Raw genomic sequence first — 25,896 nt, 5'->3', positions numbered from 1 at the left:
ATGGTGTAACGGTCGTTATGCATTGGGAGGTGGGAATGAGCAGGGAAACTCTCGGGCGCAAGTCCGGGGCGTCCGGCCTCGGAGTGGCGTTCGCCGGGATGCTGTTGATCGCCGCAACCTACGGCATGGCCCGCTTTGGAGTGGGCCTCTTCGCTCCACTCCTGGCAGTGCAGCGACCGGAACTCGCGGAGGTTCTCGGCTGGGCGGCCGCAGCGCAGTTCACCTCTTATTCCGTGGCTGCACTGGCCGCCGCGCGGTTCGTTGACCGCGTTCCTCGCGCCGGACTGCTGCTCGCCGGTGCCACCGCTGCTCTTGGGTGCCTGGGGGTCGCCGTTGCGGGGTCGCCGGCGATGTTCGTCGTGGCCGTCTTCATCGGCGGAATGGGCGGCGGCTTCGCCTCTCCGGCCTTGGTCCCGGTAATCGACGCGGCTGTCCCGCGTCGCGTCTCCGCCACGGCGCAATCGCTGGTGAATTCCGGAACGGCTGTCGGCGTGATCGGCGCCGGACTGGTGGCCTCCGCAGCATCGTCGGTCGGTCCGGCCTGGGTGTTCATGGCAGCGATGTGCGCGACGACGGCGGTGGCCGTCTGGCATTCCGCCGGGGCACGGGCGGACCACGGAACCTCCGCCGGCGCCGTGGAACCCGGAGCGGCTGCCCGCGCCGCCGGGGAACCGAGGTCGAGGCTCCCGGCCAGCAGGGACAGGGAACCGGCATCGTCCTCCCAGACGAACAGGAAAGCGGCGTCGCCGCCCCAAGCCCGGAGCGGTGCCTGGCGTCTCTTGGCGGTCCCCGGCGTGGCAGCGGTCATTGCCGGTGCCGGCTCAGCCCTGATCTGGACATTCGGACCACTGCTGCTCACCGAGGCCGGTTCCGTCGCTCCCGAGCGGGCCGGCTGGCTGTGGATCGCCTTGGGTTTCGGAGGATTCCTCGGGGTCTTCACCGGAGCACTGGTCCGGCATCTGGGCCCGCGGGGCGGCTGGTGCTTCTGCGCCGGAGGTTTAGCCCTCGCCAGCGTTGGCGTCGCGGCGTCGATACTGACAGGCAGCGCTTGGATCGCTTACGCCAGCATGGCCGTCTTCGGCGCCGGCTACATGAGCCTGTCCGGCGTGCTCATTCTGTGGGCACGCACCGTGTGGCCGGGCACTGCCGGTGCCGGCACCTCCATGCTGTTTATTGCGCTGGCCACCGGACAGGCACTGGGGTCCGCCGGCTTCGGACTGGCTCGCGGGGCCATGTCGCCGGTGGTCCTGGCCGCTTTGGCCGCCGGCTTCCTCATCCTCGGCGGCCTCGCCGGGCTGATCCGTGGACGGCGGCCGGCCGCTTAGTCTGCGAGTTCGACAACCTCGAACTCAAGCAGTTCCGCGCCGCTGGCGACCGGCTGCTGCGTGCTGTTGTGGTCCCGCGGCGCCCGGTTGTCGCGCCAGTTCTCGAAGTCCTCACGGGTGGCCCACTGGGTATATACGAAGTAGCGCTCCTCGCCGGCGACGGGACGCAGCAACTGAAAGCCCTCGAAACCGGGAGCGGAATCCACCGCATGCTTCCGTGCCGCGAAACGGGACTCCAGTTCAGTGCCCGAACCCTCCGGGACCTTCAGCGCGTTGATGACGACGATGGACACGATGCTTCTCCTCTCGGGGCCCGAAACAGTCCGGGCCGTACCGCCTCCACGCTACCCGGGGCTACGCCATCATGTGCAGCCAGGGGTAGGTTTCTTACCGCTTTGCGCCCCCAGCTTCCACCTCGGCGTGCGGACCGGAGAGAAGTGAGAAAAAACAGGGCGCCGTTTGCACTACTTCCCTATATGGGACGGATCGTCAGGTTGTGGGGCAGGCGGAATTCTTCTCAGGAGCCGAGGCGGACTCGTTCGTCCATCCAGGCTAGAACGTGGGTCCAGTGTCCTGCCTGTGGGCCGATGAGCTGGACGTGGTCCATGCCGGGCTGAACGGTTAGTTCGATCTGGGCGCCGTGTGCCTGAGCGTGGCGGACGAAGTCGCGGGTGTGTGCCAGAGGCACCCGCAGATCGGCATCCCCGTGGATCACCAGCGTAGGCGTGCCGATTTTGGGCTGCTGCTGCACCGGCGATGCATCGCGGTGCAGGTCCGAACGGCCGGCACCGAAGTATTCGACGACGGCGCCTTCTGCCAGGTCTTCGGCATACGTCCGGGCCACATCGGTCACGGGAGCCAGCGCCACGACCCCATCGACCGGTGCGGTGGCCAGCAGGGCCAGTTGTCCGCCTACCGAGTGGCCGATGGTGATGCGTGGACCCGGAAAACGTTGTGCCCAGGCACTGTCGGTGACCGCACGGATGGCCGCCTCCACATCATCGCGGGGATCGGGCCAGACACTGTCCGCCGCTCCCCGCCGGTATTCAATGTTTGCCACGGCCCATCCTCGAGAGCACAGATCGGCGGCCAAGGGCTCCCTGAGGGAGGCATCGAACTGGGCGCGCCAATAGCCGCCATGGACCAGGATGGCCAGGCCGCCACGGGACGCTGCAGGGTCTGCGGGGCTGTAACAATAGACCCGCTGAGCAGAGTGTGATCCGTAGGCGATTGTCTGGCTCATTTCGACCCGGGTGTCCACGAGTGTTGCCCCCTCTAGATGTTGATTTAAAAGTCCGGCCAAGGCGCAGGCGGCAGCGACGGCGGGGCTACGTCTGCCCGCCCCGCCGTCGCTACCGTTCAACCAGCTTGGTCAAACAGCTACCCGGCCAGCGCCGGCTCGACCGACTTGACCGGCTTCCAGCGTAGGTGCGCGTCGGGCTCCTGGCCGTCGGTTTCCTGCAGGAGTGACAAGCGCGGACGGACGGCGTCGGTCCGCGAGCTCGGCGGCTTGCGGCGTCCGGCACGGAATTGCGGGACCCATTCCACCCCGTCGCCTTGGTAGTCCTGCTCGGCCGCTGCGTGCAGCGTCCAATGCGGGTTGTACAGGTGGGTGCGCCCCATAGCAATCAGGTCGGCGCGGCCAGCCAGCAGGATCGAATTGGCGTCGTCGTGAGAGGAGATAGCTCCCACGGCGATGACCGCGATGCCCGCCGGAACGGCCACTTCCTGCCGGATCCGGTCGGCATACGGGGTCTGGTAGCTGCGGCCGAAGCGCGGCTTCTCGCCCTTGGCAATCTGGCCGGTGGAGACGTCGATGCCGTCCGCGCCGTGGGCGGCGAACGCTTTGGCGATCTCCACGGCGTCGTCCAGGGTATTACCTCCCTCGATCCAGTCGGTCGCGGAGATGCGCACGGTCAGTGCCTTCTCCGTCGGCCAGACTGCACGGACGGCGTCGAAGACTTCGAGCGGGAAGCGCAGGCGGTTTTCCACGCTGCCGCCGTACTCATCGCTCCGCTGGTTGGCCACGGGTGACAGGAACGACGAGAGCAGGTATCCGTGTGCCGCGTGCACTTCCAGCAGGTCGAATCCGGCCTCATCTGCCCGACGCGCGGCGGCGACAAAGTCTGCCACGACCTTGTCCATCTGGGCGCGGTCCATTTCCAGCGGAACCTGGTTGTCCGGTCCGTAGGGCAGCGGTGACGGGCCGACAACCTCCCAGTTGCCGGAGTCCAGCGGCTGGTCGATGCCTTCCCACATCAGCTTGGTGGATGCCTTGCGTCCGGCGTGGCCGATCTGGGCCCCGATCTTGGCGTCGGAATGTCCGTGCACGAACTCGACAATTTCTTCCCACGCGTCGCGCTGTTCGTCCGTATAGAGTCCAGTGTCGCCCGGGGTGATACGGCCCTCCGCGGAGACGCAGACCATCTCGGTCATCACCAGGCCGGCGCCGCCCATGGCCTTGCTGCCCAGGTGCACCTTGTGGAAGTCGGCGGGCATGCCGTCGATTGCGGAGTACATGTCCATCGGCGAGACCACGATGCGGTTCTTCAGCTCCAGCCCGCCGATGCGGTACGGCTGGAACATCGCCGGTGCAACCGATTCCAGACCCTGGGAGGCGGCGAATTGCTCTTCCACCTGTCGTGCGAACTCGGGGTCGCGCAGCCGCAGGTTGTCCTGCGTGATTCGCCGGCTGCGGGTGAGCAGATTGAAGCTGAACTGTACCGGGTCCTGGCCGGTGTACTGTCCCACCCGCTCGAACCACTCCAGCGAAGCCTGGGCGGCGCGCTGGGTCGACTCGACCACGGGGCGCCGCTCGGTTTCGTAGGCCTCAAGTGCCGCATCGACGTTCGGGTGTTCGTGCAGGCAAGCGGCCAGCGCCAGCGCATCCTCCATGGCGAGTTTGGTGCCGGAGCCGATGGAGAAGTGCGCGGTATGCGCCGCGTCGCCCAGCAACACGACGTTGCCGTGCCGCCAGCTGGCATTGCGGACCGTGGTGAAGTTCAGCCACTTGGAGTTGTTGGCCAGCACCTGGTGGCCCTCCAGCTCGTCGGCGAAGATCTCCCGGATCTTCGCGATGGCCTTTTCGTCCGAGACACCCGGGGGGAAGACCTCGTTCTCGGTTTCGTCGAAGCCGGCCGCCCGCCAGACCTCCTCGGGCATCTCCACGATGAAGGTGGATCCCTCGTCGGAGTACGGGTAGCCGTGGATCTGCATGACCCCGTGCTCGGTCTCCTTGATGAAGAACTTGAAGGCCTCGAACACCAGATCGGTGCCCAGCCACATGAACTTGTTCGGCCGCGGGTCGAGGTCCGGCCCGAAGGATGCGGCGTACTTGGAGCGGATCTGCGAGTTCACGCCGTCGGCCGCCAGCACCAGGTCGTAGCCGGCCTCGAGTTCCTCCACCGGCGGCGCCAGGGTGGAGAAGCGCAGGTCCACGCCGAGTTCGGCGCAGCGGCGCTGCAGCAGTTCCAGGAGTTCCTTGCGGCTCATGGCCGCGAAGCCCTGGCCACCGACGGCTATGGTCTCGCCTTGATAGTGGATGTCGATGTCCGACCAGCGGGCGAAGCGGCGGCTCATGTATTCGGCCACCACGGGGTCGGCGTTGCCGATGCCGCCCAGCGTCTCGTCCGAAAAAACCACGCCGAAGCCGAAGGTGTCATTGGCCGCGTTGCGCTCCCAGACGGTCACCTCGTGCGCCGGGTCCAGCTGCTTCATCAGGGCTGCGAAGTACAGCCCGCCCGGGCCGCCTCCCACAATTGCGATTTTCATGTCAATTCCTTAGGGTCTCTACGCCGGGTTGCCGGCCAGGTCTGATGCCTGCTGCAAGACGCTTTCGCGCAGTTTGAAGTGCTGCAGCTTTCCGCTGGGGTTGCGCGGCAATTCGCTCACGAACCGCACGTCCCGCGGGTACTTGTAGGGCGCGATGGTCGCCTTGACGAAGTCCTGGATCTCCTTGCGCTTGGCGTCGTCACCGGCCACGCCGTCGCGCAGCACGATGAAGGCGCAGACGACGCTGCCGCGTTCGTCGTCGGGCCGCCCGATCACGGCGTTCTCCGCCACATCGGGATGCTGGTCGATCGCCGCCTCCACCTCGGGGGCACCGATGTTGTAGCCGGATGAGACGATCATGTTGTCCGAGCGCGCCTGGTAAACGAAGTAGCCTTCCTCGTCGCGCAGGAAGGTGTCGCCGGTGATGTTCCAGCCGTCCCGCACGTAGTTGGCCTGCCGCGGGTCGTCCAAGTAGCGGCAGCCGGTCGGGCCAATGACGGCCAGTTTTCCGGGCTGGTTGACCGGGGCTTCGTTGCCGTCGTCGTCCAATACCTTGGCGCGGAAGCCCGGGATGGCTACGCCGGTGGCACCTGGGCGGATGTCCTCTCCGGCGGCGGAAATGAACACATGCAACATTTCGGTGGAACCGATCCCGTTGACCAGGGAGAGTCCGGTGGCCTCGTGGACCGCCTCCCAGGTCTCCCGGGGCAGATGCTCGCCGGCCGAGACCGCAATCCGCAATCCGCGGAGCAGGTCCGCGCGCCCTTCCTTAAGGATGGCGCGGTACGCGGTGGGAGCGGTGAACAGCACCGTGGCTCCCGCGGCGGCGGCTTGTTCCGCCAACTGCACCGGGGTGGCACGTTCGGTCAGGAGCGCTGAAGCCCCGAACCGCAGCGGGAAAACCACCAGTCCGCCCAGCCCGAAGGTAAATGCCAGCGGCGGAGATCCCGCGAACACATCGTCGGCGGTGGGCCGCAGGATGTGCCGGGCGAACGTATCCGCGTTGGCCAGGATGTCCCGGTGGAAGTGCATGGTGATCTTGGGCGTTCCGGTCGTGCCCGAGGTCGGCCCCAGCAGCGCGACGTCGTCCGCCGCGGTGGCCACGTCGTCGAACTCGCCGCTCTTGGCAGCGCACCTGACGGTGAGGTCATCGGGGTCGTCCGCCCCGTAGGTCATGACGGCGATGCCTTCTCCCACCGCCTCGGCCAGTCCGTCGGCAAAGCGGGCATCACTGATCGCGGCGGACGGACGGGTCAACTGGCAGATGGTGGCGACTTCGCTGGCGCGCAGCACCGGCATGGTGGTGACGACGACGGCACCGGCCTTGAGCACGCCCAACCACACGGCCACGAGCCATGGGTTGTTCGGACCACGCAGCAGTACGCGGTTGCCCGGAACCACGCCGAAATCCTCGGTGAGCACCTGCGCCACCTGGTTGGCGCGCTGCTGCAGCTGGCCATAGCTCCACGTCTGGCCGTCTGGCGTATGCAGGGCGGGGCGCTCGCTCCCGTAGGCAGCGACGGCCTCATCGATGAGGACCGTGGCAGCGTTGAGACGGTCCGGATACTGCAGTTCGGGGAGGGTGAATTCCATGATGGGCCACTGCTCGGCGGGCGGCAGATGGTCGCGCGTGAACGAGTCCACATGTGCTGACGGGGAAAGCTCCATGGCGTTCCTTTCAGTGAGGCGAATGGGCTGGGGGACGAACGGGCAGACCCCGGGGCATCCGGTCCGGATGCCCCGGTCTGCTCAACGTGCTGCGCGGATCATGCCTTCTTGTGCAACGGTGGCCAGCAGCCGGCCGTCGCGGTCGAAGAACCGGCCGGTGGCCAGCCCGCGGTTGCGCTGGCCGGACACCGCTTCCTGGGCGTACAGCACCCAGTCGTCGAGGCGCCCGTCGCGGTGGAACCACATGGAGTGGTCCAGGCTGGCGGTCACGAGTCCCGGCTCCGCCCAGTAGTGGCCCTGCGCGCGCAGGATCGGCTCCAGGATGGTGTAGTCGCAGACATAGGCCAGCGCCGTGCGGTGCAGGTCCCGGGTGGCACGCTCGTCGGCCTGATCAGGCAGTTTCCCAAACGCCTTCACCCAGACAGCCTGCTGCGGCACCTGTTCGCCCTCGATCTGCACGTATACCGGGCCGGGTACGTGCCGCATGTCGAAGCTGCGCCCTTGTGACCAGTAGGCCGCCGCGTCGCCGTCAACGCCGGCCAGTACGTCCGCGGCGCTGCGCAGCGAATCCGGGTCCACGGCGGCGGGCATGTCCGGCTGGAATTCCGGGCCGTCCTCGGGCACCTGGAAGGAACCCATGGCGGCGAACACGGTCTTGCCGTCCTGCCAGCCGCGCACGCTGCGGGTGGAGTAGCCGCGGCCGTCCCGTAGCTTCTCCACTTCGTAGCGGACTACGGCGCCGATATCCACCGGGCGCATGAAGTAGCTGTGCATCGAATGCAGTTGCCGGTCCTCGCCCACCGACCGCATCATGGCCGCGGCGGCCTGCGCGACCATGTCCCCGCCGTAGGCCTTGGGCCACGGCACGTACTGGCTGGTCGCTTCGTAGGCTTCGTCGTGGATTTGAGGTTCGACGGCGGTCAGTTCGACGGCGCGCAGGAAGGTCTCGGCGGTCGGCGCCTGGGTGCCCTGGGCAGTGACGGTGTTCATGCCCGGCGGTATCCTTCCAGCGTCTCGTCCGGAACCTCGTCCAGGTTCACCACGATGTTTTCCGGTGTGCGGGCGGTGAGCCAGACCAGCTCTTCGGTGATGGACATGTTGGCTTCCACGTGCGGCATGAACGGCGGCACGAAGACCCAGTCGCCGGCCTTCATGTCGATGAATTCGGAGTAGTTCTCGCCGAAGTAGATCCGGCCGTGGCCGCGCAGCACATAACCGCCGGTTTCGGCTTCGCCGTGATGGTGCGGCAGCGAGCGGTAGCCGGGAACGTTCGAGACCTGGCCGAACCAGATCTTGGTGGCAGGGGTGTGTTGGATCGAGACGCCGGAGACGCGGACGCAATCGCCGGACTGAGCGGTGTTGGTGTCCTCGCTGCCGGACCGGGTAACCACCGGGACAACTTTCCCGTCCGCGCCGGCGTAGACCGAGTTGTCACCCTCGGTGTGGTATTCCGTGGTTGTTTCACTCATGGTTGCTCCTCTTTAACAGGGGTGGATGGGAAGGTGCCTTAGCTGCGGGCGGCGGGTTCCGCCGTCGTTGTTCCGGAGAAAGCCGGTGCGGGTTCCCGCATGCCGCCGACGGGCTGGATGCGGACTTGGTTCTCAAGACGGCCGATGCCGTCAATCTCGGTGACAAGCACATCGCCGCCGGCCAGGAAGCGCGGCGGAACCATGCCCATGCCCACTCCCCCGGGCGTGCCGGTCAGGACCACGTCGCCCGGCCGCAGCGTGGTGAACTGCGAAATATAGGACAGCAAGCGGGCGGGCCCGAACACCAGCGTGCGGGTGTGGCCGCGCTGCACCAGTTCGCCGTTCACGTAGCCCCGGACTTCCACGCCGGTCCCGTCGAATTCGTCAGCGGTGGCCAGCACCGGCCCCAGCGGCGTGCTTGCGTCGAACGCCTTGCCCTGGAACCACTGCAGGGTCCGGCGCTGCCAGTCGCGCATCGAGACGTCGTTGGCCACGGTGTAGCCGGCGATGGCGGCCTCGGCCTGGTCCTCATCGGCGCGGGTCAGGGTGGCGCCGACGACGACGGCCAGCTCGGCCTCCCAGTCCACACTGTCGCTCCCGGCCACGGTGATTTGGTCAGCCGGACCGGCGAGCGTGTCCGCGAACTTGGCGAACAGCGTAGGGTACTCGGGCAGCTCGCGGCCCATCTCCTGGATGTGGTCGCCGTAGTTCAGGCCGCAGCAAATCACCTTGCCCGGATGCGGCACCACCGGTGCCAGCTCCGTGTCAGGGACGCGGACGACGGCGGTGCTCGCTGCAGTGCGCACCGCCTCTTCAGCTTGGGCACGCCAGTTGGGGACCGCCATCAAGGCCCCCGCGTCGGCGGCCGGCAGCGGCAGATAGCTGCCGGCCTCCAGCTGGACGGCGGCCGTGGTGCTGTGCGGACCGGTTCGCAAGGTGGCCAGTTTCATGCGATTTCTCCTTTAGTATTTCGATGTGTCGACTTTTTTACGGCCGTCACATATGCTCAACGTACACGATCAATGGGATCTGCACCATAGTTTTTTGCAAACTGACGAAAAACCAGCACCAACGCCAAGGAGAGAGCAGATGAGCAACCAGTCAGCCGTCGGCAACCGCACCATCAATCCGCCTTCGCTGCCCAAGCCGTCCGGCTACGCGCACGGGATTCTGGCCGGAAACACCGTCTTTCTGGGCGGCCAGACCGCGCTGGACAAGGACATGAACATTGTTCCGGGTGGGATTGTGGAACAGTTCCGTCAGGCGTTCTCCAACGTGCTCGTCACCTTGGAGGAAGCCGGCGGTCGTCCGGAAGACCTGGTCAGCGTGACCATTTACCTCACCGACGTGGACGACTACATGGCCAACGGCCGGGAGATCGGGCGGCTTTGGCGGGAGATGGCCGGCACAGAATATCCGGCCATGGCAGGGATCGGCGTTTCGCGTCTGTGGCAGAAGGAAGCGCTGATTGAAATCCAGGGAATCGCGGTGATCCCGGAGCGCTGAGTCAAACGCAGAGCCACGCTGTGTGGGAGGGCGGAGTCTTTCCGCCCTCCCACACTTTTGTCACCACGGCCGTCTCACCCACGGCAGCGCCGGCGGTCAATGCCCCTTGAAGGCCTCGGCGAGCCACCAAGCGCCGCCGTCGGAGGCAATCCGCGCGTCAATGACCAGCGGCGCGGTTCGCGGACCGGCACTGCTGTCTCCAGACTGGCGATCCTCATAAGGAAGCCGCCGTCCCCGGTGCCCAGGACCGACTGCAGCACTTCCAGCACCGCCCGAGCCGTCTCGGCACTATCACCCAGTACGCCCAGTTCGACCGGCCGCTCGGCACCCAGTGCCGAATCTTCCAAGTCGACCTGGACCGGAGTTCTGCAATCCTGCCGGGCGCTTTTAGGCTGCGGCGACGTCCGCGACCAGAGACTGAGCGTGCGCCTCGGCCAGCGGGCCGACAAGTCGGTGGACACCGAAGAACGTCTCCCGGGCTTCCGGTCCGCGCCAGCCGTCGGGCAGGTACTTGAGCGGCAGGCCGGGATCACGGTACGGCAGCCGCCGCCACAACGTCAGCATGGGCACGTAGTACCGGAAAGCATCCCGCCTGATGTCAGGATCCGACGCGGCCAGCGCCCTCGCGGCATCGTCACCGACGCGCTTAGTCCATGCCTCCAGCGATCCACCGTAATAGTCCAGAAATTCGTCGATCTGGGCCGCCAACGCGTCGAGGTCCCACCACTGCGCCACCTTGGCTCGCATATCCGATTCGTACTCGCCCGTGAAGAATTCCACGTACTCGGCCAGACCGCGGTCTTCGAGCCGCCGCCGGGCGCTCTCCCTCACGGCAGCCGGAGCGATCCAGACCCCCGCCGACATGGATCCGAAGCCCAGCCGGGCCAGTTCGGCGCGGAGCTGATGCCGACGGTCCCGCATTGACTCCGGCACCGAAAAGATCGCCAGCACCCACCGGCCGTCCGGGTCTAAGCGGTGCGGTGCAAAAATTCGCTCGTCGCCCTCCTGCACCATTTCCAGCGAGCGCGGCGACAGCTCGTACCGGGCCGCTCCACCGCTGCGTACGCTGTTGAGCACACCCTTGGCCTTCATCCGGGAGACCGCGGAACGCACCCCCGGGGCGTCGTGTCCCAGGTCGCCAAGCATGTCGATCAGTACGGACACCGGCAGGGCGGACCCGCCCCGCCGCCCGTAGAGGCCGTAAATGGTGAGGATCAACTGCTGGTGCTGCAGTTGCGGCGCCGGAATCTCCATCATGCCTTTCCCGCGCGCGCCGACTGAACGCCGGTGCCGCAGATGACGGCGCGTATGTGGTCGGGCCATGGCTGCGCGCCGTCGCTGTCAGCCGGGACGTAGGCGGTGGTGAAGGTTCCGTGGGCTGCCAAACCGCCCGGCGACTTCTTGTGTGCGTGGCCGTGGACCTCGAACGCGAACGTCAGGGACGTCCGGCCCACCTGCTGCACTGACAACCGGGCGGTCACCCGCTGGCCGAACCACAGCTTGGCCCGGTAATTGATCACCTGCTGCACCCGCGGGGCGCTCGGGAAGTACTCGGGCAGCTCCAGTCGGCGGAACATCTCGGCTTCAGCCGCCTCGACCCACCGCATGATCACGGAATTGTGCTGGTGGCCGGCCGCGTCGGTATCGACCCACTCTACGGTCCGTTCGATGCAGACCTCCGGCAGACCGCCGTCGTCCCCCTCCATGATTCTCCCTTCACTGCAATCCACGTCCCATCTTATGGTGCAACGATGACGGAGTGCCCCGTCCGGTCGATAGACTTCGGTGACTGCTTCGTTCAGCCGTTGTAGACGAACCGTTGCTGCAGGCGTGCGCCGGTGCGGTCCGGGTTGAGCATCAGCACGCTCAGGACTCCGACCACCACCAGGTAGACGCCGATCATCCAGAACGCCGAGTTCATGCCTTCACCGAGCCTGGCTGCCATTTCGGCGGTTAAGGTGCACACTCCCAATAGTCGTGCATCTCTCATCCTAAGTCGGCCGCTGATTGGCTGCGCCCGGCGGCACCGGCGGTCAGATAGGCTCGTGGCGTGCGCGCTGAAGACGAGATTATTGCCGGACGGCTCCCGGGTGACAAGGGACAGCCCCCACACCACCGTTTTATCGTGACGGTCTTCGGCATTTATGGCCGGCACAGCGGTGGAGCGATTCCGGTCGCCGTCGTTGTCCGCCTGTTGCAGGATCTGGGGGCGGAACCGGCCAGCGTGCGCTCCTCCATCTCCCGGTTGAAGAAAAAGGGAGTTCTGACCAGCGAGCGGATCGACGGCGAGGCCGGCTACGCGCTGGCTGCAGAGCTGGAAGCGCACTTCCGCGTCGGCGATGAGCGCATTTTCGCTCCGCATCCGGCGCGGTCGGAGGACCCCTGGTTGCTGGCCGCCTTCTCTGTTCCCGAGACGCAGCGGAACCAACGGCACAAGATCCGCAGCGGGCTCGCGCGGATGGGCTTCGGTACGGTCGGACCGGGTCTATGCGTTGCGCCCTCGCATCTACAGCCGGAGGCGGCCGCCTACATGGAGCGGAACGAGCTGGGAGAATACATCGACTTCTTTCTGTCACACCATGCCGGCCCTGGTGACCTGCGGCGCAAGGTTGCCCTTTGGTGGGACCTGTCAGCACTTGAGTCGCATTATCACGACTTCGTCGATTCCTACTCCCCCGTCCTTGAGTCGTGGAAGGAACGCGCCGAGCGCAATGAAGACGTTTACCGCGATGCGTTCTCCACCTACGTGCCCATGGTGACGCAGTGGCGGCAGCTGCCTTATCTCGATCCCGGGCTGCCGAGCGAAGCGCTCCCCGAAGGCTGGACGGGCGAAACAGCCCGTACGCTGTTCCGCGAACTGCATGCCCTGCTCGGTCCGCTGTCCGCCCGGCACGTCCACCGCGCCATTTACGGTTAAGCCCGCCCGTCCGCCGTTGGAATCGCCTGGTTTGATGATCCGGCAGCGAACTCCGAGAGTTCGCTGATCAGTTCGGCGGCCAACTCTTCAAATTCATCGTCGTTAAGGCCGTGGAGCATCGGCGCATCCGCCCACGCCTCGCGGTTGCCGAATTGGAACGGAAGGTCCAAACAGTGCCCACTGAGCAGCCCGGGCAGTGCGCTGCGGTGGCTGAAAACGTGCAAGGAAGCGGCAATGCCTTTTGCCGAGTAGGCCTCGGCGAGTTCGGTGGGAAAACGTTGGAACTGGACCCAGGACGACGCGGCAACCAACTGTTCGTAAGGGCTGAGTCCGGCCAGCTGCAAGGGTGGGCGGTCGGCCTCCGGCAGGCTCGCAAGGAACGCATCCGCTTCAGCCTCCCCGGCCCCGAGCTCCGGTTCGGAATTGAAGAAGAACATGCCGGTTTCGTCTGCCGTGTAACGCAGGTACACCGCCTCGGCGTGGCAGCGTGCGGCCGCCCAGTCCGGATCCAGGAAATGCTCGGGGATATTCGGGGCGGCGGTAGGAAGATAGCCGGAAGCCGCATAGCCCAAAGGGCGGGTGCCGGCATTCTCGGCCAGCCCGCGGGAACCGGCGCGCAGCAGCTCGGGCGTCGGGGCTGCCGCCAGTGTGGACGGGGCCAGGTGGCTGGCGGCAGCCGCACGGACCCGTGCGGCATGGCCGGGCTCCCATGGCGAGCGCGTGCCCATACTTAAGTGGGCCACGCGGCGCAGCAGCCCCTTGGCTTCCGGCAGGAGGCTAAGCAGGTGCCCATACCAGCCTCCTGCCGACTGGCCCGCTACGGTCACCCGGTCCGGGTCCCCGCCCAGCCCACGGATATTTTCCCGAACCCATTGCAAGGCAAGGAGCAGATCTTGAAGCGGTCTGTGCTCGGCGCCGACCGGGGCAAGGTGCGCGACCGCACCGATCCGATAGTTCACGGTGACCACGACCAGTCCCTGCGCAGACAATCGTGCGCCGTCATACCACTCGTTACTGCCGCCGCCGGTCATCCAGGCACCACCGTGAATGAAGATCAGCACCGGCAACTGCTCCGCCCCGTCTGGCGCCCAAACGTTGAGGTAGAAAGCGTCCTCCGTCTGGGGATTCTCTGCGCCGGTACCCATCGCAGAAGCCAGTCGGCTGGGCAGTTGCGGGAAAACAGGGACATCCGCGAGCCGCTCGGTGTCCAGCTGGCCGGACGCCGGTACCGCGGCGGCAAAGCGTGCACCGCCGTCGAGCGCTGCATAGCGGATTCCGCGGTAGGCAAGCACACCGCCGTCGTTCACCGCTCTCAGACAAAGGGGGCTTTCGCTCAAGGTCCCCACGACTCCTTAGAGCTTGGCCGAGATGTACTCGGTGTCGGTGATGCCGTTGCCGTGAAGCTCATAACCCATCGGCGCCGTGATGGAGGCGTGCCGCGTGCCGGTGTTGATGTCCCGCCACATCCGGCCCAGCAGGCTGTGCTCGGCAAAGGCGGCGGTGCCGTGCAGCCAGCACAGGTCGTTGACGGCGTCGACCAGTTCGTGGCCCGCGTGGCCGATACCGCCGCGGTTGCGGGCACGCTCCTCGAGCGGCATCGGCTCGGTGCCGGCTGCGGCGGCGTCGATCATGGCGGCTGAACGTTCCAAAAGCAGGCGCGCCGAATCGATCTTCATGCTGACTTGCCCCAGGTTCTGTACGAAGGCCCCGGAGTCGATCTGCCGTTTGTAATTGGTGTAGGTGATCGGACGGGTCTGTGCCTTCTCGGTGACGAAGTCCAGGGCTGCCGCCGCTGCCCCAAGGGACGCGGCCTGGATGGTGGTGGACATGGTCAGGTGCGGGGTGAGCCGGCGCCCGAAGGTGGCTTCCGGATCCCGTTCGTAGCCCGGGCCCATGAGCCGTTCGAACGTGATGATACGGTTCTGCGGAAGCCACAGGTTTTCGGTGACCATGGTGTTGGAGCCGGAACCGCGCATTCCGATGGTGTACCAGGTGTCCTTCACCTCGTACTCGCCACGGCGCATCATGGCGAAGCCGATGCGCGGGGCCGCGCCCGGCTGTTCGTCGGCATCCTTGATGAAGAGGATCCCGATGGCCCACGCGGAGTGCGACGAATTCGAAGCGAACGGCCATTCACCGGAGACGCGCCACCCGCCGTTCTCCGGCACGGCGGTCCCCTGCGGGCTGGCAAAAATCGATGCCATCCGCACCGGGCCGTCCGCAAAGACCTCATCGAGCAGGTCGTCGCCGTAACGATTGGCGAGCATCACCGAGCCGTTGGAGATCACGGTGCACCAGGCGGCCGCCGGGTCGTAGAAACCCACCATGCGCGCGACTTCCAGCAGCATTGACGCGCCGCCCTCGTAGCCGCCGTACCGTCGCAGAGCGGCGATCCGCAGGGCGCCGCTCTCCTCCAAGGCATCCACGGACTGCTGCGGCAAAACCCTGTTGCGATCGGCCAGCAGTGCGTTCTCCCGCAGCAGCGGGCCGTAGGCATGGATTTTCTGGACGATCTCGGCGGTCAATGACGCAGGCGGGGCTTCGGTGGCTGTGATCCGGGCGGATGCCGGCGCGACGGTGGTGTCGGTCATGGTGGTCCCTTTACTCTTGGGCGTTTACTGGTCTGGTTGCCGGCTCATCGCCGAAGGTGCGGCGGACCTCGTGGAGGTCCATGAACTCCCGGCAATGGGTGATCCGGCCGTCCTTGACGGTCATGATGGTGACGATGTCGTTTTCAAAATTCAGCCCGGTCCGGGTCCGGGCAGTTTCGTACAAATGCGTGACGACGGTGGACTGGGCAGCATCTTCGTACATATCGCGGATGTCCATCACCGCACTGCCAGGTTCGAAGGTCCGACTCAAGGTGGTGATCAGTTCCCCGAAAAAAGCCTCCACGCCACGGTAGGTACGTGCGACGGCGGCGTGGCGGCCCACGACTGCCCATACGACATCGTCCGCCATCAGCGTGCGGGCCGCCTCCGCGTCTCCTGCTGCTTGTGCAGTCCAGAAGGCCCGAACGATTTCGGTCAAGGAAGTGACTGCTGTCGGCACGTCAGGAGTCTCGCCCCGGGCGGGTACCGGGAGGGGCAAGGAGCGTGATGTTGTGCTTAGCGCATGCTTCCTCAAGCCGCTTCTCTGTGGCCTCGTCCATTTCCCATCCCCGCTGCGGACCGGCATATTCGGCCGGAATGGAGACATCCCGGAAGAAGTGTTCCAGTCCGCCCGGAGCCGTCATGACCAGCCACTTGGCTTCCAGATCCGGTGCCACTTGGAAGATGTGCGGAACATCCTTGGGCATCAGGATGCAATCGCCAGGGCCAAGCGTCACCTCGGTATCCGCCGCCCAGAACGAAATTTTTCCTTCAAGAATGTAGAAAATCTCATCTTCGGCATCGTGCTCGTGCAGGGGCGGCTCTGAACCAGCCTTGGAGTGCGTCAGGGCCATCATGAATCGGCCTTCGGTCATTTCGCTGGTGATGATCGGCTGAATCAGGTCCCCGAGAAACCACAGGTTTTCGCGCTCCGCCTGACGGACTACGCTTACGCGGCTTCTGGTCTGGGTATCGATCTGCTGGGTCATGGTGCTCCTTCCAATGAGCCGCCGCTGTACGGCGATGTGACAGAAACTACTACGGTCGACAGATTGCTGCAATAGAAGAAGGTGAAGTACGTCATATTCCAGAAATCTAAACGGTCGTCATCAAAGTGCTATACAAGCCGGGGCAACCTCTGGCATGCTGACTGCACACAAGCGGCGGCACCCGCCGCGGAAGACCCAAGGAGGACATGATCATGAGCCTGAGCACCCATACACCCGATCCGCAGCTGCTGCGGGAGACGTTTGCGCACTTCCCCTCGGGCGTTGCCGCCATGGCTGCCGAGGTCTCCGGCGAGCGCCACGCCTTGGTGGCTTCTTCCTTCACCGTCGGCGTCTCCCTAGAGCCCCCGCTGGTTATGTTCGCGGTGCAAAAGTCCTCAACCACGTGGCCCGTGTTGCGACAGGCCGGCCGGATCGGCGTCTCGATTCTCGGCGAAGACCAGGGCGCGCTGTGCCGGCAGCTGGCTGGCCGCGACAAGAGTTCCCGGTTTCAAGGCATCGAGGCAGCAACCACGCCGAGCGGCGCCATCCTCCTGCCTGCCGCGTCGCTGTGGTTCGAATGCAGCATCTATGCGGAGCATGAGGCGGGCGACCACGAGGCGGTGTTCTTCGAAATCCACGCCCTGCAAGCGGACAAGGAACGGAATCCGCTGGTCTTTCACGGCTCCCGCTTCCGCCAGCTGGCAGCGTGACCAAACTGTTATCTACCATTTCGGTGACTTCCGTCACGAAGATGTGACACAGTACTCACAGCGAATCTGCTGCTGACCAGCTTGACGGCCGAAATGTGTGCTCAAGCCGGGGTATAGACCGGAGCCTTTGCGACACTGAAGGCTCCGCCGACCATGTGGCGCAAAGACGCGCCCCGCCCTCATCCGTCACTTCACAAGCGAAGGCATGTTTCCATGACTGCAACCGCACCTAAAACCTCAACCGCCGGCACACCACTGTCGGCGCGCGAGAAACGAAAGATCATCGTCGGCGTCGGCGTCGGCAACGCGCTGGAATGGTACGACTGGACCGCCTATTCGATCTTTGCCGCCTACTTCGCAGGACAGTTCTTCCGTGCCGAGGATCCTGTCACCGCACTGCTGGGAACCTTGGCTATTTTCGCCGCCGGATTCCTCATGCGCCCCTTGGGCGGCCTCTTCTTCGGCTGGTTCGCCGACCGTATCGGCCGGCGCCAGGCCATGTCCGTATCCATGATCATCACCGCCGGCGGCAGCCTGCTGATCGGCATCTCGCCGAACTACGACATGATCGGCGCGGCTGCAGCGGTCTTCCTGCTTCTCGGACGCATGCTGCAGGGACTGGGGCACGGCGGTGAGGTCGTGTCCTCCTTCACCTATGTGACCGAGATGGCTCCGCGTAAATCGCGCGGGCTCTGGTCATCCAGCGTCTTTGTCTTCGTTACCGTCGGCGTCATCGCCGCTACCCTGCTCGGGGCCATCCTGACCAGCACCCTCGGCGTCGATGCTGTCCGCGAATGGGCATGGCGGGTCCCGTTCATCGCCGGCGGCGTACTGGGCGTCTACGCGCTGGTCTTGCGGCGGAAACTGGACGAGACTCCGATGTTCCGCGAGCGGGCCAAGGCGCTCGAAGCCGCCCGTGCTGCCGGACAAACCGCAGAGCGCACCTCGCTGTGGCCCGAGATCTGGAAGCACCGCCGCGCCTGCCTGCGCATCGTGGGACTGGCAGCCGGCGGTACGGTGATGTTCTACGTATGGTCGATCATGGCACCGGCCTTTGCCATGGGTCCGCTGCAAATGAACCCTAGCCATGTGCTGTGGATCAGCACCGCAGCCAACCTCTTCTTCATCCTGTGCCTGGTGTTCTGGGGCTGGCTGTCAGACAAAATCGGCCGGAAGTTTAACTGGTACTTCTTCACCATCGGCGCCATGGCGCTGATCATCCCGCTGACACTGGTCTTTACCGGCGGGCAGGAATCGTGGCGTCTGGTCGTCTACATGGCCGTTGGTATGGTGTTGATAGCAGCACCGACGGCCATCATGCCGGCATTTTTCCCGGAACAGTTCCCGACCAAGGTCCGGGCCATAGGCATGGGCCTTCCCTACTCGGTCGCCGGAGCTTTAGCCGGTGGCACTGCGCCCTACCTGCAGACCTGGCTCTACTCCGAAGGTATGCCGCGCGCGTTCGATATCTACCTGATCGTTCTCTGCGCCTTGGTACTGGTGGCGGCCATCGCGTCTCCGGAGACCAAGGGCAAGGACCTGGCAGAGGACGACGCCGCCCCCGAACACTCCACCCACTAATCCGACCAGCGCCACCAACCCGATCATCGTGGGATGCCCGGGGTTATGCGATAGAGCCCACCCCTAATGCAGGAGACCATCATGCCTTTTACTGTCACTCAGCCAGCCGTCGCAGCGGTGGGTAATAATTCGACCGACGTCATGGCAATTGCCAATTCACCCGTCATGTGGATCTGCGCCGGGGGCGTCTTTCTTGTCATCATTGTCCAAAGCCTGATCTATATGAAAGCCGCGCGGCTTGCCGCCCCGTCCGTGGGGATGACTCCCGGGGAGCTGAAAACCAGCTTCCGTGCCGGGGCTATCTCTGCGATCGGCCCATCTCTTGCAGTCGTGCTGGTTGCCGTGGCGCTCCTGACTGTTTTCGGCACTCCTTCGGTACTTGTACGCATCGGGCTCATCGGATCCGTTTCCTACGAAACCGGTGCGGCAGCCATCGCGGCCAACACTGCCGGCGCGGAGCTGGGTGGGCCGACATACACCCAGTCCGTCTTCGGACTGGCCTTGGCCGCCATGAGCCTGGGCGGGGCCATGTGGATGCTCGCGACGCTGATTTTCACGCCCCTGCTCAAGCGCGGAGACTCGAAGCTCCGCCAGGTCAATCCGGCAGTGATGATGATCGTGCCGGGTGCGGCGCTGCTCGGCGCGTTCTCCGTCCTCAGTTTCGCCGAGTTCCCGAAATCCCCAGTCCACATCGTCGCCTTCGCTTCCTCCGCCGCCATCATGGCCCTCCTCCTGTTGCTGGCCAAACGAACGGGGGCCACCTGGATCAAGGAATGGGCGCTGGGGATCGCAATCCTCTTAGGACTGACCATCACCTACTTCGTTTCCGCAGCCTGATTCCGGATTCCCCAAGGAGCACACCATGAGTACTTCCATCACAGGCACCAGCGCATTGACGGATTTTGACCGCACGACCAGTCGATGGGGCCGCGCCACCATGCTCGCAGGGCTGGTCTTCTCGTTGACGCTGCCGGCATATCTGATCTTCTTTTCCGGGCTGGACATTAATTTCGCGTCGATCCTTACTGCCTTCGTCGCCATCGCAGCAGTGTTCGGCGTCATCTGGGTCATCGAACCGCTGACCTACTACCCCATTCTCGGGGCGTCCTCCATGTACCAGGCCTTCATGATCGGCAACATCTCCAACAAGCTCCTGCCGGCCGTGATCGTCGCCCAGTCGACCATCGGAGCCAAGGCCGGCACCCGGAAAGGTGAGCTGGCGTCCGTTGCCGCCATCTGCGGCGCCGCCGCCGTGCACCTGCTATCGCTGCTTGTCTTCGTCGGCTTCCTCGGAACCTGGCTGGTCAGCATCGTTCCAGCCGACGTTGTCGCCGTGGTGCAGACCTTTATCCTCCCGACCGTCATGGGCGCAGTCATCGTGCAGGCAATGGTGAGCCAGCGGGCCCCTCGCTCTGCGCTCATCGCGCTTGTCGTTTCCGCAGTGGTTGTGTTTGTCCTCGTCCCGCTCCTACCGGCGCTGAAGATGTACGCTACGGTGCTGGCCGTCGTCACCACTGCGGTAGCCGCCTGGTTCCTGCGCAAGGACAGGCAGCCGGCAGAAACGCTGGAAAGCGCGCGCTCCTAGCTCTGGCCACAGCCGTGGCTCCCCGCACCAGCCACTCTATCCCCCACCCAAAGAGGAACCGCATGACCGCCAGGACCATTTTGGACCAGCTCGAGCTTGACCACGCGGGAGCCGCCAAGCTCCTTGAGACGTACAAGTACCTCCACGCGAATCCGGAACTGTCTATGCAGGAGTACCGGACGGCAAAGTTTCTCGAAGAGGAGCTCACCTCGCTGGGACTGGAAGTGTTCCGCTGCGGCGGCACGGGCGTCGTCGGAATCCTGCGCAATGGTGACGGGCCGATCGTAGGCTACCGCGCCGATACGGATGCCCTCCCCGTCAAGGAGGACTCAGGCGTCGAGTACGCAAGCACCGCCGTCGGGCATCTGGAGGACGGCACCGAGGTGCCGGTGATGCATGCCTGCGGCCATGACACGCATATGGCAGTCGCGCTGGCGACGGCCGGCCTGCTCGGCGCGCGAACCGAGGCGTGGGCCGGCACCGTGGTCTTCATCCTGCAGCCCGGCGAGGAGATCGCCGCGGGCGCCAAGGCCATGGTCGCGGACGGCATTTGGGACAAGGCGCCGCGCCCCGAGATTGTCTTTGGCCAGCACCTGATGGGCAGCCGGGCGGGCACCGTGACGCTGGTTCCGGGTCCCGCCATGGCCATGGCCGACTCATGGAAGGTTACGGTTCACGGCAAGGGATCGCACGGATCAGCGCCGGAACAGGGCATCGATCCCATCGTCTGCGCAGCGTCCATGGTGGTTCGGCTCCAGACCGTGGTGTCCCGCGAGATCGGCGGGAGGGACACGGCCGTGGTGACCGTGGGGACATTCCACTCCGGGCTCAAGGAGAACGTTATTCCTGATCGGGCCGAATTCACCTTGAACGTGCGGACCTTCGACCCGGCCGTCCGTGACAAAGTTCTGGCTGCCTTGCGCCGCATCATCACGGCTGAGGCCGCCGCATCCGGCGCGCCGGAACCGCAGATCGTCGAACTTTCGAGCTTCCCCGCGTGCTACAACGACCTCGAAGAGTCCGGTAAAGCCCTCGATGTATTTCGCGAGGCGTTTGGCCCTGAGAACGTTGAGGTTGGCTCACCCCAGATGGCCAGCGAGGATGTCGGCCTGTTCGCAGAGGCCATCGGCGTGCCGAACGTTTACTGGTTTCTCGGTGGATTCACGCAGGAGCGCGTCGAATCAGCCCGACCGCTTCCGGCCCACCACTCGCCGTTCTTCGCGCCCGGCGACGCCGCCGAAATGGCCCTGGCCACCGGAGTGAAGGCCGCGACGGCGGCCCTGATGTCAAAAATCGGCCTGGGCTTCTAAACTGCCCTTGGAGTTGGGAAGGAAGTCGCACGGCGGGCAGGGACGAAGCGCTCCCCCTGCCCGCCGTGCCGTACGTCCGCGTTGGGCGGCAGCTACACCAACTCGCGGGCGCCCCATTTCAACGCCGCTATGGCCTTGTCTCCAAACTCCGGCGTGAAGCGCGCAGTGGGCAGGTAGATAGCCAGCATCGCGATTAGCTGCCCGTCCTGCACGACTGGAGCGCCGATACCGGACAAACCCTCCTCGAGCTCGTCCTTGACAATGCAGCAGCCCTGCTGCCGTACTTCTTCGATGGCTGCAGCATAAGCTTTGGGATCCACAATCGTTTGTGCCGTATAGCGCTTCAGCTCTAAGGTTCCGATGATGCGGTCGGACTGAGCGGCTGTCATTTCAGCGAGCAGCAGACGCACGAAACCGGAGGCTGGCGAGCTAATGGTCTCCCCGGCCCAGGGGTCCAGAACGCCAACGAGCTTGGGGCCGCGCACTTCATCAATCACCCTGGCGGTTGTAGGCCCTGTCGGGACTGCAATCATCGATGTCTCCCCGACATCCGCCGTCATCTTTTCCAGTACCCGAGTGCTACTGTCCTGCAGCCCAGATAACTGGGCAACGGCATTGGTCAAACGCAGGATGGTAGGGCCAAGCACCCATCTGCGGTCCTGCCCTGGCCGTGCCACGGCCCCGGCGTCGAAAAGCGAAGCCAGCAGCCGGGAGACAGTGGAACGCGGCAGGGCGGACTCTTGGCACAGTTCAGCGATGGATGCCCCGCCCCTGCGTCCTGCCAGTAGGCCAAGCAAGTCGAAAGCTCGCTGGAGTGATTCATTGCGCCCGGTTCCCGGCAGCAGCGGATTGGGAGCAGCGCGCACTTTCTGCGTTGCCATCTTCTTCGCCTCCTTAACCGCGTGGCCGCAACAAAAGCGGCTTTCTCAAGCTTAGCCGCGGAAGTATCAAAGTAACAACCGCATAATGGTTGCGAAGCAACCACCTATCGGTCATAGTGGTCGTGGAATGACCTGCGTCACAGCTGGCCGTAACTTAGGTTCTTTAGGTAGCAGGTCTCCTACGACTAGGAGATGCGATGACATCCAACATGCGCCAATCTGTCGGGCGAGGTCCGGCAAATGTTGTCTTTGAATCGATCAGCAAGCTGTATCCGGACGGCACCGTCGGTGTCGACTCCATTGAACTGGAGTGTCAGGCCGGCAAAATCACCGTCTTCGTCGGGCCCTCCGGGTGCGGCAAGACCACCTCGCTTCGAATGATCAACCGGATGATCCAGCCCACTAGCGGACGCATCCTGATTGGTGGCAGGGACGCCGCTGAGCTGGACGCAACTGTCCTTCGTCGCGGCATCGGTTACGTCATCCAAAATGCTGGTCTCTTCCCGCACCGCACGGTCGCCGACAATATCGCCACTGTGCCAGTGCTGCTCGGCGCCAAGCGACGCGCGGCCAGGAACGCCGCAGTGGAGCTGATGGAGCGAGTCGGGCTAGACCCCGCGCTCGGTCGCAAGTATCCCTACCAACTGTCGGGCGGCCAGCAACAGCGCGTGGGGGTCGCCCGCGCCCTGGCGGCAGATCCTCCCGTACTGCTGATGGACGAGCCGTTCTCCGCCGTTGATCCGGTGGTACGGGCAGACCTGCAGAATGAATTGCTGCGGCTGCAGCGAGATATCGGAAAAACCATCGTCTTCGTCACCCATGACATGGACGAAGCCGTTCGTCTGGCAGACCAAGTGGTGGTTTTCCAAGTCGGCGGAACCATCGTGCAAGCGGACACTCCCGAACGGCTGCTCATCCAGCCGGTCAACGAGTTCGTGCGCGACTTCACTGGTGAAAGCGGCGTCAAGTGGCTCGCATTGATGACGACGGCGGGACTGGAACCGGGCGATGAATTCGTTGTCAACGAAGCGAGCTCCCTCTCTGCCATGGCGGAGTGGCGGCTCCAGGTCGACGGCGAGCGCCGAGCGCTGGGATGGCTGCGTCCGGGCGCCTCAGCTGGTGATGAGCTGATTCCGTGCCGCCGCACCTTCGTCCGCGGTGTCGACGTTATGCGGGCGGCACTCGACTCGGCGCTCCTGTCGCCTGCAGGGTATGCGGTGGCCACCGACGGTGAACAACGTGTACTGGGCCTGGTCGACTTCCCGGGACTGGAACCAGCTATCAACGAACATCGGAGCCGGGTTCATGCTTGATATGGAGTGGATCGTCCGAAATGTACCGCAGTTGTGGAACCTGCTGCAGGAGCACATGCTGCTTTCGTTCGTACCGATCCTCATCGGTTTGGCACTGGCTGTTCCGGTGGGAGTCGCCTGCGTCCGCTGGACATGGATGTATCCGCCGGTGCTGGCCTGCAGCTCAGCATTCTTCGCCATACCTTCGCTCGCCCTCTTCGTCTTCATGATGCCTTATACCGGGCTCGGACGGTTGACGGCCATTCTGCCGTTGACGTTGTACACGGCTTCGCTGCTCATCCGAAACGTTGTGGACGGCATCAGATCCACAGACGAATCCGTGCGGCAAGCGGCCGGGGCCATGGGCTATGGAAACTTGCACCGGCTGGTGGCCGTCGAGTTACCGGTTGCAGCGCCGGTCGTCCTCGGCGGTCTAAGGGTCGCGACAGTGGCGAACATCGGCATGGTCTCGGTGGTGTCAGTCATCGGTTTGTCCTCCCTAGGGGACCTCTTTGTTGACGGCACACAGCGATTTTTCATCACCCCGATCGTCGTGGGAATTGTGCTCACCGCCGGTTTGGCAGCCATCGCGGATCTGATCTTGGTGACCGTGCAGCGCAGGCTGACTCCGTGGTCCCCGAAAGGAAGGTCGCAATGACCGTTTTTGAACTTGTCGGCCTCTGGCTGGCGTCCCCTTCGACTTGGGCAGGCCCGGAATCCATACCAGTCCGCGTGGGCGAACACCTCGTCTACAGCCTCCTGGCCATGGTGATTGCCGCCACCATAGCCCTACCGCTAGGTGCAACCCTTGGACACTTGAGGCGTGGCGAAATAGTAGTACTGACCGTGGCCAACTCCATCCGTGCCCTTCCCACACTGGGGCTGCTCACGCTGGTGGTCATCCTCTCCGGGATCGGCATCCTGCCACCGTTGATTGCTTTGGTCGTTCTGGCGGTCCCGCCCATGCTCGTCAACGTCTTCGAAGGTGTCCGTGCCGTCGACCCCGTCGTCGTGGACGCCGCCCGAGGGGTCGGGTTGCGGGGATTCGCCACCTTGTGGCGTGTTGAAGTCCCGGTTGCCCTGCCGTTGATTCTTCTGGGCATCCGCCTGGCAGCAATCCAAGTCGTGTCAGCAGCAACGATTGCCGCCTACGTCGGCTTGGGCGGTTTGGGCCGCTTCATCTTTGACGGATTAGGACGTCGCGACTTCGGCCAAGTGGCCGGCGGCTCCATCGTTGCTGCCCTGCTTGCCGTTGCCACCGAAATCTTCTTCGTCCTGCTGGCGGCCAGCATCACTTCACCCGGTGTTTCCCGTCGCTGCTTCCCCTTCCAAAAGCTTTCTCTCTTTCTATCAACCCCTTCTAGTCGAAAGACAAGTGCATGAAAAACTCGATCACTGTGGTCGCAACGACCACCATCCTTTTCCTAGCCACCGGCTGTGCGGGCGGCGACCCATTAAGCGCTAGCGCCGATCCGACCACCGGCCATGCCGGGGGCACCGTCGTCGTCGGCTCATCCAACTTTCCCGAAAACGTCTTGCTCGGTGAGATCTATGCGAAAGCCCTCGAAGACGCCGGCTTCGCGGTCGAACGGAACCTCAATATCGGCGCCCGCGAGGTTCTGTATAGCCAGGTTCAAAACTGCTCGCTCGGCGTCATTCCGGAATACAACCAAGCCCTGCTGGCATTCGTCAAACCTGAAGCGAAGGCTTCTGGAACCGAAAATGTAGATGCCGCCTTGCGGTCAGTTCTGCCTGATTCCCTGGCTATCCTCGATTCCTCGCCGGCGCAGGACAACAACGCAGTAACCGTCACTCAAGCCACCGCAGAACGCCTCGATCTGGAGACCATCGAAGACCTGGCGAGGGTCTCGTCAGACTTGACCGTCGGAGGGCCAACCGAGTGGAAGACCCGGGCCGACGGTTACGCCGGACTCCAGAAGGACTACGGAGTGGAGTTCAAGGATTACAAACTGCTGGACTACTCCGGTCCCATCACGATATCTGCGCTCGAGAAGGGCGACGTGGACGCAGCCCTTCTGTTCTCCACAACGCCGCAGATTAAATCGAATGGCTACAAGGTCCTGGCAGACCCGAAGAACACAGTCGGGGTCAATAACGTGACCCCTCTCATCTGCAAAGAAGCAGTTCCGGACGAGGCTCGTGAAGTGCTTGATGCCATCAGCGCCGCCCTCACCACTGACGACCTTACGGCCATGAACGCGGACTACGTCCTAGACCACCGCGACGCCGCCGAGGTGGCGGCGGAATGGGTTGACCAGCAACAACTGCCCTAACCGCGGC

27 protein-coding genes are annotated in these 25,896 nt (G+C 64.5%); 12 read left to right on the top strand and 15 right to left on the bottom strand.

What is annotated here, in order from left to right; all coding sequences use genetic code 11:
• Positions 1-35: 35 nt before the first annotated feature.
• Positions 36-1,325 (top strand): MFS transporter, encoded by a 1,290-nt coding sequence (locus tag ACWF5H_RS11655; protein ID WP_452036989.1) that lies wholly within the window; start codon positions 36-38, stop codon positions 1,323-1,325.
• Here the strand turns inward: ACWF5H_RS11655 and ACWF5H_RS11650 are convergent.
• From ACWF5H_RS11650 to ACWF5H_RS11620, 7 genes are all read right to left on the bottom strand, one after another.
• Positions 1,322-1,618, bottom strand: a complete 297-nt coding sequence (locus tag ACWF5H_RS11650; protein WP_452036988.1) for an antibiotic biosynthesis monooxygenase family protein — start codon at positions 1,616-1,618, stop codon at positions 1,322-1,324. The genes ACWF5H_RS11655 and ACWF5H_RS11650 overlap by 4 nt on opposite strands.
• A gap of 224 nt (positions 1,619-1,842) precedes the next feature.
• Positions 1,843-2,568: an alpha/beta hydrolase family protein gene (locus tag ACWF5H_RS11645; protein WP_452036987.1), complete on the bottom strand. Its 726-nt coding sequence runs from the start codon at positions 2,566-2,568 to the stop codon at positions 1,843-1,845.
• Between the two features lie 137 nt (positions 2,569-2,705).
• A complete protein-coding gene (locus tag ACWF5H_RS11640) occupies positions 2,706-5,096 on the bottom strand; it encodes a bifunctional salicylyl-CoA 5-hydroxylase/oxidoreductase (RefSeq protein ID WP_452036985.1) in 2,391 nt (796 codons plus the stop codon).
• Between the two features lie 18 nt (positions 5,097-5,114).
• Entirely contained in the window at positions 5,115-6,764 is a 1,650-nt protein-coding gene (locus tag ACWF5H_RS11635; protein ID WP_452036983.1) for an AMP-binding protein, read from the bottom strand.
• Between the two features lie 81 nt (positions 6,765-6,845).
• Complete coding sequence (locus ACWF5H_RS11630; RefSeq protein ID WP_452036982.1) at positions 6,846-7,754, bottom strand: acyl-CoA thioesterase; 909 nt, start codon at positions 7,752-7,754, stop codon at positions 6,846-6,848.
• Entirely contained in the window at positions 7,751-8,233 is a 483-nt protein-coding gene (locus ACWF5H_RS11625; protein WP_452036980.1) for a cupin domain-containing protein, read from the bottom strand. Before ACWF5H_RS11625 ends, ACWF5H_RS11630 begins: the two co-directional genes overlap by 4 nt.
• 38 nt (positions 8,234-8,271) lie before the next feature.
• A complete protein-coding gene (locus ACWF5H_RS11620; RefSeq protein ID WP_452036978.1) occupies positions 8,272-9,183 on the bottom strand; it encodes a fumarylacetoacetate hydrolase family protein in 912 nt (303 codons plus the stop codon).
• 139 nt (positions 9,184-9,322) lie between these two features.
• Between ACWF5H_RS11620 and ACWF5H_RS11615 the strand changes: the two genes are divergently transcribed.
• Positions 9,323-9,739 (top strand): RidA family protein, encoded by a 417-nt coding sequence (locus tag ACWF5H_RS11615; protein ID WP_452036976.1) that lies wholly within the window; start codon positions 9,323-9,325, stop codon positions 9,737-9,739.
• Positions 9,740-10,126: 387 nt separating this feature from the next.
• On the opposite strand, the gene ACWF5H_RS11610 is transcribed toward ACWF5H_RS11615, so the two are convergent.
• From ACWF5H_RS11610 to ACWF5H_RS11600, 3 genes are all read right to left on the bottom strand, one after another.
• On the bottom strand, positions 10,127-10,996 hold the full coding sequence (locus ACWF5H_RS11610) for a PaaX family transcriptional regulator (RefSeq protein ID WP_452036974.1): 870 nt from the start codon (positions 10,994-10,996) through the stop codon (positions 10,127-10,129).
• On the bottom strand, positions 10,993-11,445 hold the full coding sequence (locus ACWF5H_RS11605; RefSeq protein WP_452036973.1) for an acyl-CoA thioesterase: 453 nt from the start codon (positions 11,443-11,445) through the stop codon (positions 10,993-10,995). Before ACWF5H_RS11605 ends, ACWF5H_RS11610 begins: the two co-directional genes overlap by 4 nt.
• A 92-nt stretch (positions 11,446-11,537) precedes the next feature.
• On the bottom strand, positions 11,538-11,705 hold the full coding sequence (locus ACWF5H_RS11600) for a hypothetical protein (RefSeq protein ID WP_364645286.1): 168 nt from the start codon (positions 11,703-11,705) through the stop codon (positions 11,538-11,540).
• Positions 11,706-11,789: 84 nt separating this feature from the next.
• Here ACWF5H_RS11600 and ACWF5H_RS11595 point away from each other — a divergent pair, with 84 nt between their 5' ends.
• Positions 11,790-12,656, top strand: coding sequence for a PaaX family transcriptional regulator (locus tag ACWF5H_RS11595; RefSeq protein WP_364645284.1), 867 nt, complete (start codon positions 11,790-11,792; stop codon positions 12,654-12,656).
• Here the strand turns inward: ACWF5H_RS11595 and ACWF5H_RS11590 are convergent.
• From ACWF5H_RS11590 to ACWF5H_RS11575, 4 genes are read right to left on the bottom strand one after another with little or no spacing between them, the layout of a single operon-like run.
• Positions 12,653-13,993 carry a carboxylesterase family protein gene (locus ACWF5H_RS11590; protein ID WP_452036972.1) on the bottom strand — a complete coding sequence of 447 codons (1,341 nt, stop codon included), beginning with the start codon at positions 13,991-13,993 and terminating at the stop codon, positions 12,653-12,655. The two genes, ACWF5H_RS11595 and ACWF5H_RS11590, sit on opposite strands and share 4 nt — an antisense overlap.
• Positions 13,994-14,008: 15 nt before the next feature.
• Positions 14,009-15,247, bottom strand: a complete 1,239-nt coding sequence (locus ACWF5H_RS11585) for an acyl-CoA dehydrogenase family protein (RefSeq protein ID WP_452036970.1) — start codon at positions 15,245-15,247, stop codon at positions 14,009-14,011.
• A gap of 10 nt (positions 15,248-15,257) precedes the next feature.
• Positions 15,258-15,686, bottom strand: a complete 429-nt coding sequence (locus ACWF5H_RS11580; RefSeq protein ID WP_452036969.1) for a nuclear transport factor 2 family protein — start codon at positions 15,684-15,686, stop codon at positions 15,258-15,260.
• 22 nt (positions 15,687-15,708) lie between these two features.
• Complete coding sequence (locus ACWF5H_RS11575; RefSeq protein WP_364645272.1) at positions 15,709-16,236, bottom strand: cupin domain-containing protein; 528 nt, start codon at positions 16,234-16,236, stop codon at positions 15,709-15,711.
• Between the two features lie 212 nt (positions 16,237-16,448).
• Here ACWF5H_RS11575 and ACWF5H_RS11570 point away from each other — a divergent pair, with 212 nt between their 5' ends.
• The 5 genes from ACWF5H_RS11570 to ACWF5H_RS11550 all read left to right on the top strand — a co-directional run bounded on the left by ACWF5H_RS11570 (position 16,449) and on the right by ACWF5H_RS11550 (position 21,422).
• Positions 16,449-16,946, top strand: a complete 498-nt coding sequence (locus ACWF5H_RS11570) for a flavin reductase family protein (protein ID WP_452036968.1) — start codon at positions 16,449-16,451, stop codon at positions 16,944-16,946.
• A 213-nt stretch (positions 16,947-17,159) separates the two neighbouring features.
• Positions 17,160-18,527: an MFS transporter gene (locus tag ACWF5H_RS11565; protein ID WP_452036967.1), complete on the top strand. Its 1,368-nt coding sequence runs from the start codon at positions 17,160-17,162 to the stop codon at positions 18,525-18,527.
• Positions 18,528-18,593: 66 nt separating this feature from the next.
• Complete coding sequence (locus ACWF5H_RS11560) at positions 18,594-19,364, top strand: DUF5058 family protein (RefSeq protein WP_452036966.1); 771 nt, start codon at positions 18,594-18,596, stop codon at positions 19,362-19,364.
• A gap of 25 nt (positions 19,365-19,389) precedes the next feature.
• Positions 19,390-20,112, top strand: a complete 723-nt coding sequence (locus ACWF5H_RS11555) for a hypothetical protein (RefSeq protein WP_452036965.1) — start codon at positions 19,390-19,392, stop codon at positions 20,110-20,112.
• 62 nt (positions 20,113-20,174) lie between these two features.
• Positions 20,175-21,422 (top strand): amidohydrolase, encoded by a 1,248-nt coding sequence (locus tag ACWF5H_RS11550; RefSeq protein ID WP_452036964.1) that lies wholly within the window; start codon positions 20,175-20,177, stop codon positions 21,420-21,422.
• Between the two features lie 92 nt (positions 21,423-21,514).
• Here the strand turns inward: ACWF5H_RS11550 and ACWF5H_RS11545 are convergent, their stop codons facing one another.
• Entirely contained in the window at positions 21,515-22,303 is a 789-nt protein-coding gene (locus tag ACWF5H_RS11545; protein WP_452036963.1) for an IclR family transcriptional regulator, read from the bottom strand.
• A gap of 197 nt (positions 22,304-22,500) precedes the next feature.
• Here ACWF5H_RS11545 and ACWF5H_RS11540 point away from each other — a divergent pair, with 197 nt between their 5' ends.
• Genes ACWF5H_RS11540 through ACWF5H_RS11525 form a run of 4 tightly spaced genes read left to right on the top strand, consistent with a single transcriptional unit; the run spans position 22,501 to position 25,889 of the window.
• Entirely contained in the window at positions 22,501-23,616 is a 1,116-nt protein-coding gene (locus tag ACWF5H_RS11540) for an ABC transporter ATP-binding protein (RefSeq protein ID WP_452036962.1), read from the top strand.
• A complete protein-coding gene (locus ACWF5H_RS11535; protein ID WP_452036961.1) occupies positions 23,609-24,253 on the top strand; it encodes an ABC transporter permease in 645 nt (214 codons plus the stop codon). The genes ACWF5H_RS11540 and ACWF5H_RS11535 overlap by 8 nt, the downstream gene beginning before the upstream one ends.
• Positions 24,250-24,978, top strand: coding sequence for an ABC transporter permease (locus ACWF5H_RS11530; RefSeq protein ID WP_452036960.1), 729 nt, complete (start codon positions 24,250-24,252; stop codon positions 24,976-24,978). Before ACWF5H_RS11535 ends, ACWF5H_RS11530 begins: the two co-directional genes overlap by 4 nt.
• Entirely contained in the window at positions 24,975-25,889 is a 915-nt protein-coding gene (locus tag ACWF5H_RS11525; protein ID WP_452036958.1) for a glycine betaine ABC transporter substrate-binding protein, read from the top strand. The genes ACWF5H_RS11530 and ACWF5H_RS11525 overlap by 4 nt, the downstream gene beginning before the upstream one ends.
• Positions 25,890-25,896 lie beyond the last annotated feature (7 nt).

This window comes from Arthrobacter sp. NPDC055138 (assembly GCF_053607305.1).
Note: the sequence above shows the minus strand (reverse complement) of the source record. Positions and strands in the feature narration are given on the sequence as shown.

Coding starts and splice junctions, on each gene's coding strand:
- ACWF5H_RS11565 (WP_452036967.1), top strand. CDS start 17,160: ATGACTGCAACCGCACCTAAAACCTCAACCGCCGGCACACCACTGTCG.
- ACWF5H_RS11560 (WP_452036966.1), top strand. CDS start 18,594: ATGCAGGAGACCATCATGCCTTTTACTGTCACTCAGCCAGCCGTCGCA.
- ACWF5H_RS11535 (WP_452036961.1), top strand. CDS start 23,609: ATGCTTGATATGGAGTGGATCGTCCGAAATGTACCGCAGTTGTGGAAC.
- ACWF5H_RS11615 (WP_452036976.1), top strand. CDS start 9,323: ATGAGCAACCAGTCAGCCGTCGGCAACCGCACCATCAATCCGCCTTCG.
- ACWF5H_RS11620 (WP_452036978.1), bottom strand. CDS start 9,183: ATGAAACTGGCCACCTTGCGAACCGGTCCGCACAGCACCACGGCCGCC.
- ACWF5H_RS11610 (WP_452036974.1), bottom strand. CDS start 10,996: ATGATGGAGATTCCGGCGCCGCAACTGCAGCACCAGCAGTTGATCCTC.
- ACWF5H_RS11625 (WP_452036980.1), bottom strand. CDS start 8,233: ATGAGTGAAACAACCACGGAATACCACACCGAGGGTGACAACTCGGTC.
- ACWF5H_RS11655 (WP_452036989.1), top strand. CDS start 36: ATGAGCAGGGAAACTCTCGGGCGCAAGTCCGGGGCGTCCGGCCTCGGA.
- ACWF5H_RS11585 (WP_452036970.1), bottom strand. CDS start 15,247: ATGACCGACACCACCGTCGCGCCGGCATCCGCCCGGATCACAGCCACC.
- ACWF5H_RS11540 (WP_452036962.1), top strand. CDS start 22,501: ATGACATCCAACATGCGCCAATCTGTCGGGCGAGGTCCGGCAAATGTT.
- ACWF5H_RS11555 (WP_452036965.1), top strand. CDS start 19,390: ATGAGTACTTCCATCACAGGCACCAGCGCATTGACGGATTTTGACCGC.
- ACWF5H_RS11640 (WP_452036985.1), bottom strand. CDS start 5,096: ATGAAAATCGCAATTGTGGGAGGCGGCCCGGGCGGGCTGTACTTCGCA.
- ACWF5H_RS11575 (WP_364645272.1), bottom strand. CDS start 16,236: ATGACCCAGCAGATCGATACCCAGACCAGAAGCCGCGTAAGCGTAGTC.
- ACWF5H_RS11525 (WP_452036958.1), top strand. CDS start 24,975: ATGAAAAACTCGATCACTGTGGTCGCAACGACCACCATCCTTTTCCTA.
- ACWF5H_RS11605 (WP_452036973.1), bottom strand. CDS start 11,445: ATGGAGGGGGACGACGGCGGTCTGCCGGAGGTCTGCATCGAACGGACC.
- ACWF5H_RS11545 (WP_452036963.1), bottom strand. CDS start 22,303: ATGGCAACGCAGAAAGTGCGCGCTGCTCCCAATCCGCTGCTGCCGGGA.
- ACWF5H_RS11635 (WP_452036983.1), bottom strand. CDS start 6,764: ATGGAGCTTTCCCCGTCAGCACATGTGGACTCGTTCACGCGCGACCAT.
- ACWF5H_RS11630 (WP_452036982.1), bottom strand. CDS start 7,754: ATGAACACCGTCACTGCCCAGGGCACCCAGGCGCCGACCGCCGAGACC.
- ACWF5H_RS11645 (WP_452036987.1), bottom strand. CDS start 2,568: ATGAGCCAGACAATCGCCTACGGATCACACTCTGCTCAGCGGGTCTAT.
- ACWF5H_RS11530 (WP_452036960.1), top strand. CDS start 24,250: ATGACCGTTTTTGAACTTGTCGGCCTCTGGCTGGCGTCCCCTTCGACT.
- ACWF5H_RS11550 (WP_452036964.1), top strand. CDS start 20,175: ATGACCGCCAGGACCATTTTGGACCAGCTCGAGCTTGACCACGCGGGA.
- ACWF5H_RS11570 (WP_452036968.1), top strand. CDS start 16,449: ATGAGCCTGAGCACCCATACACCCGATCCGCAGCTGCTGCGGGAGACG.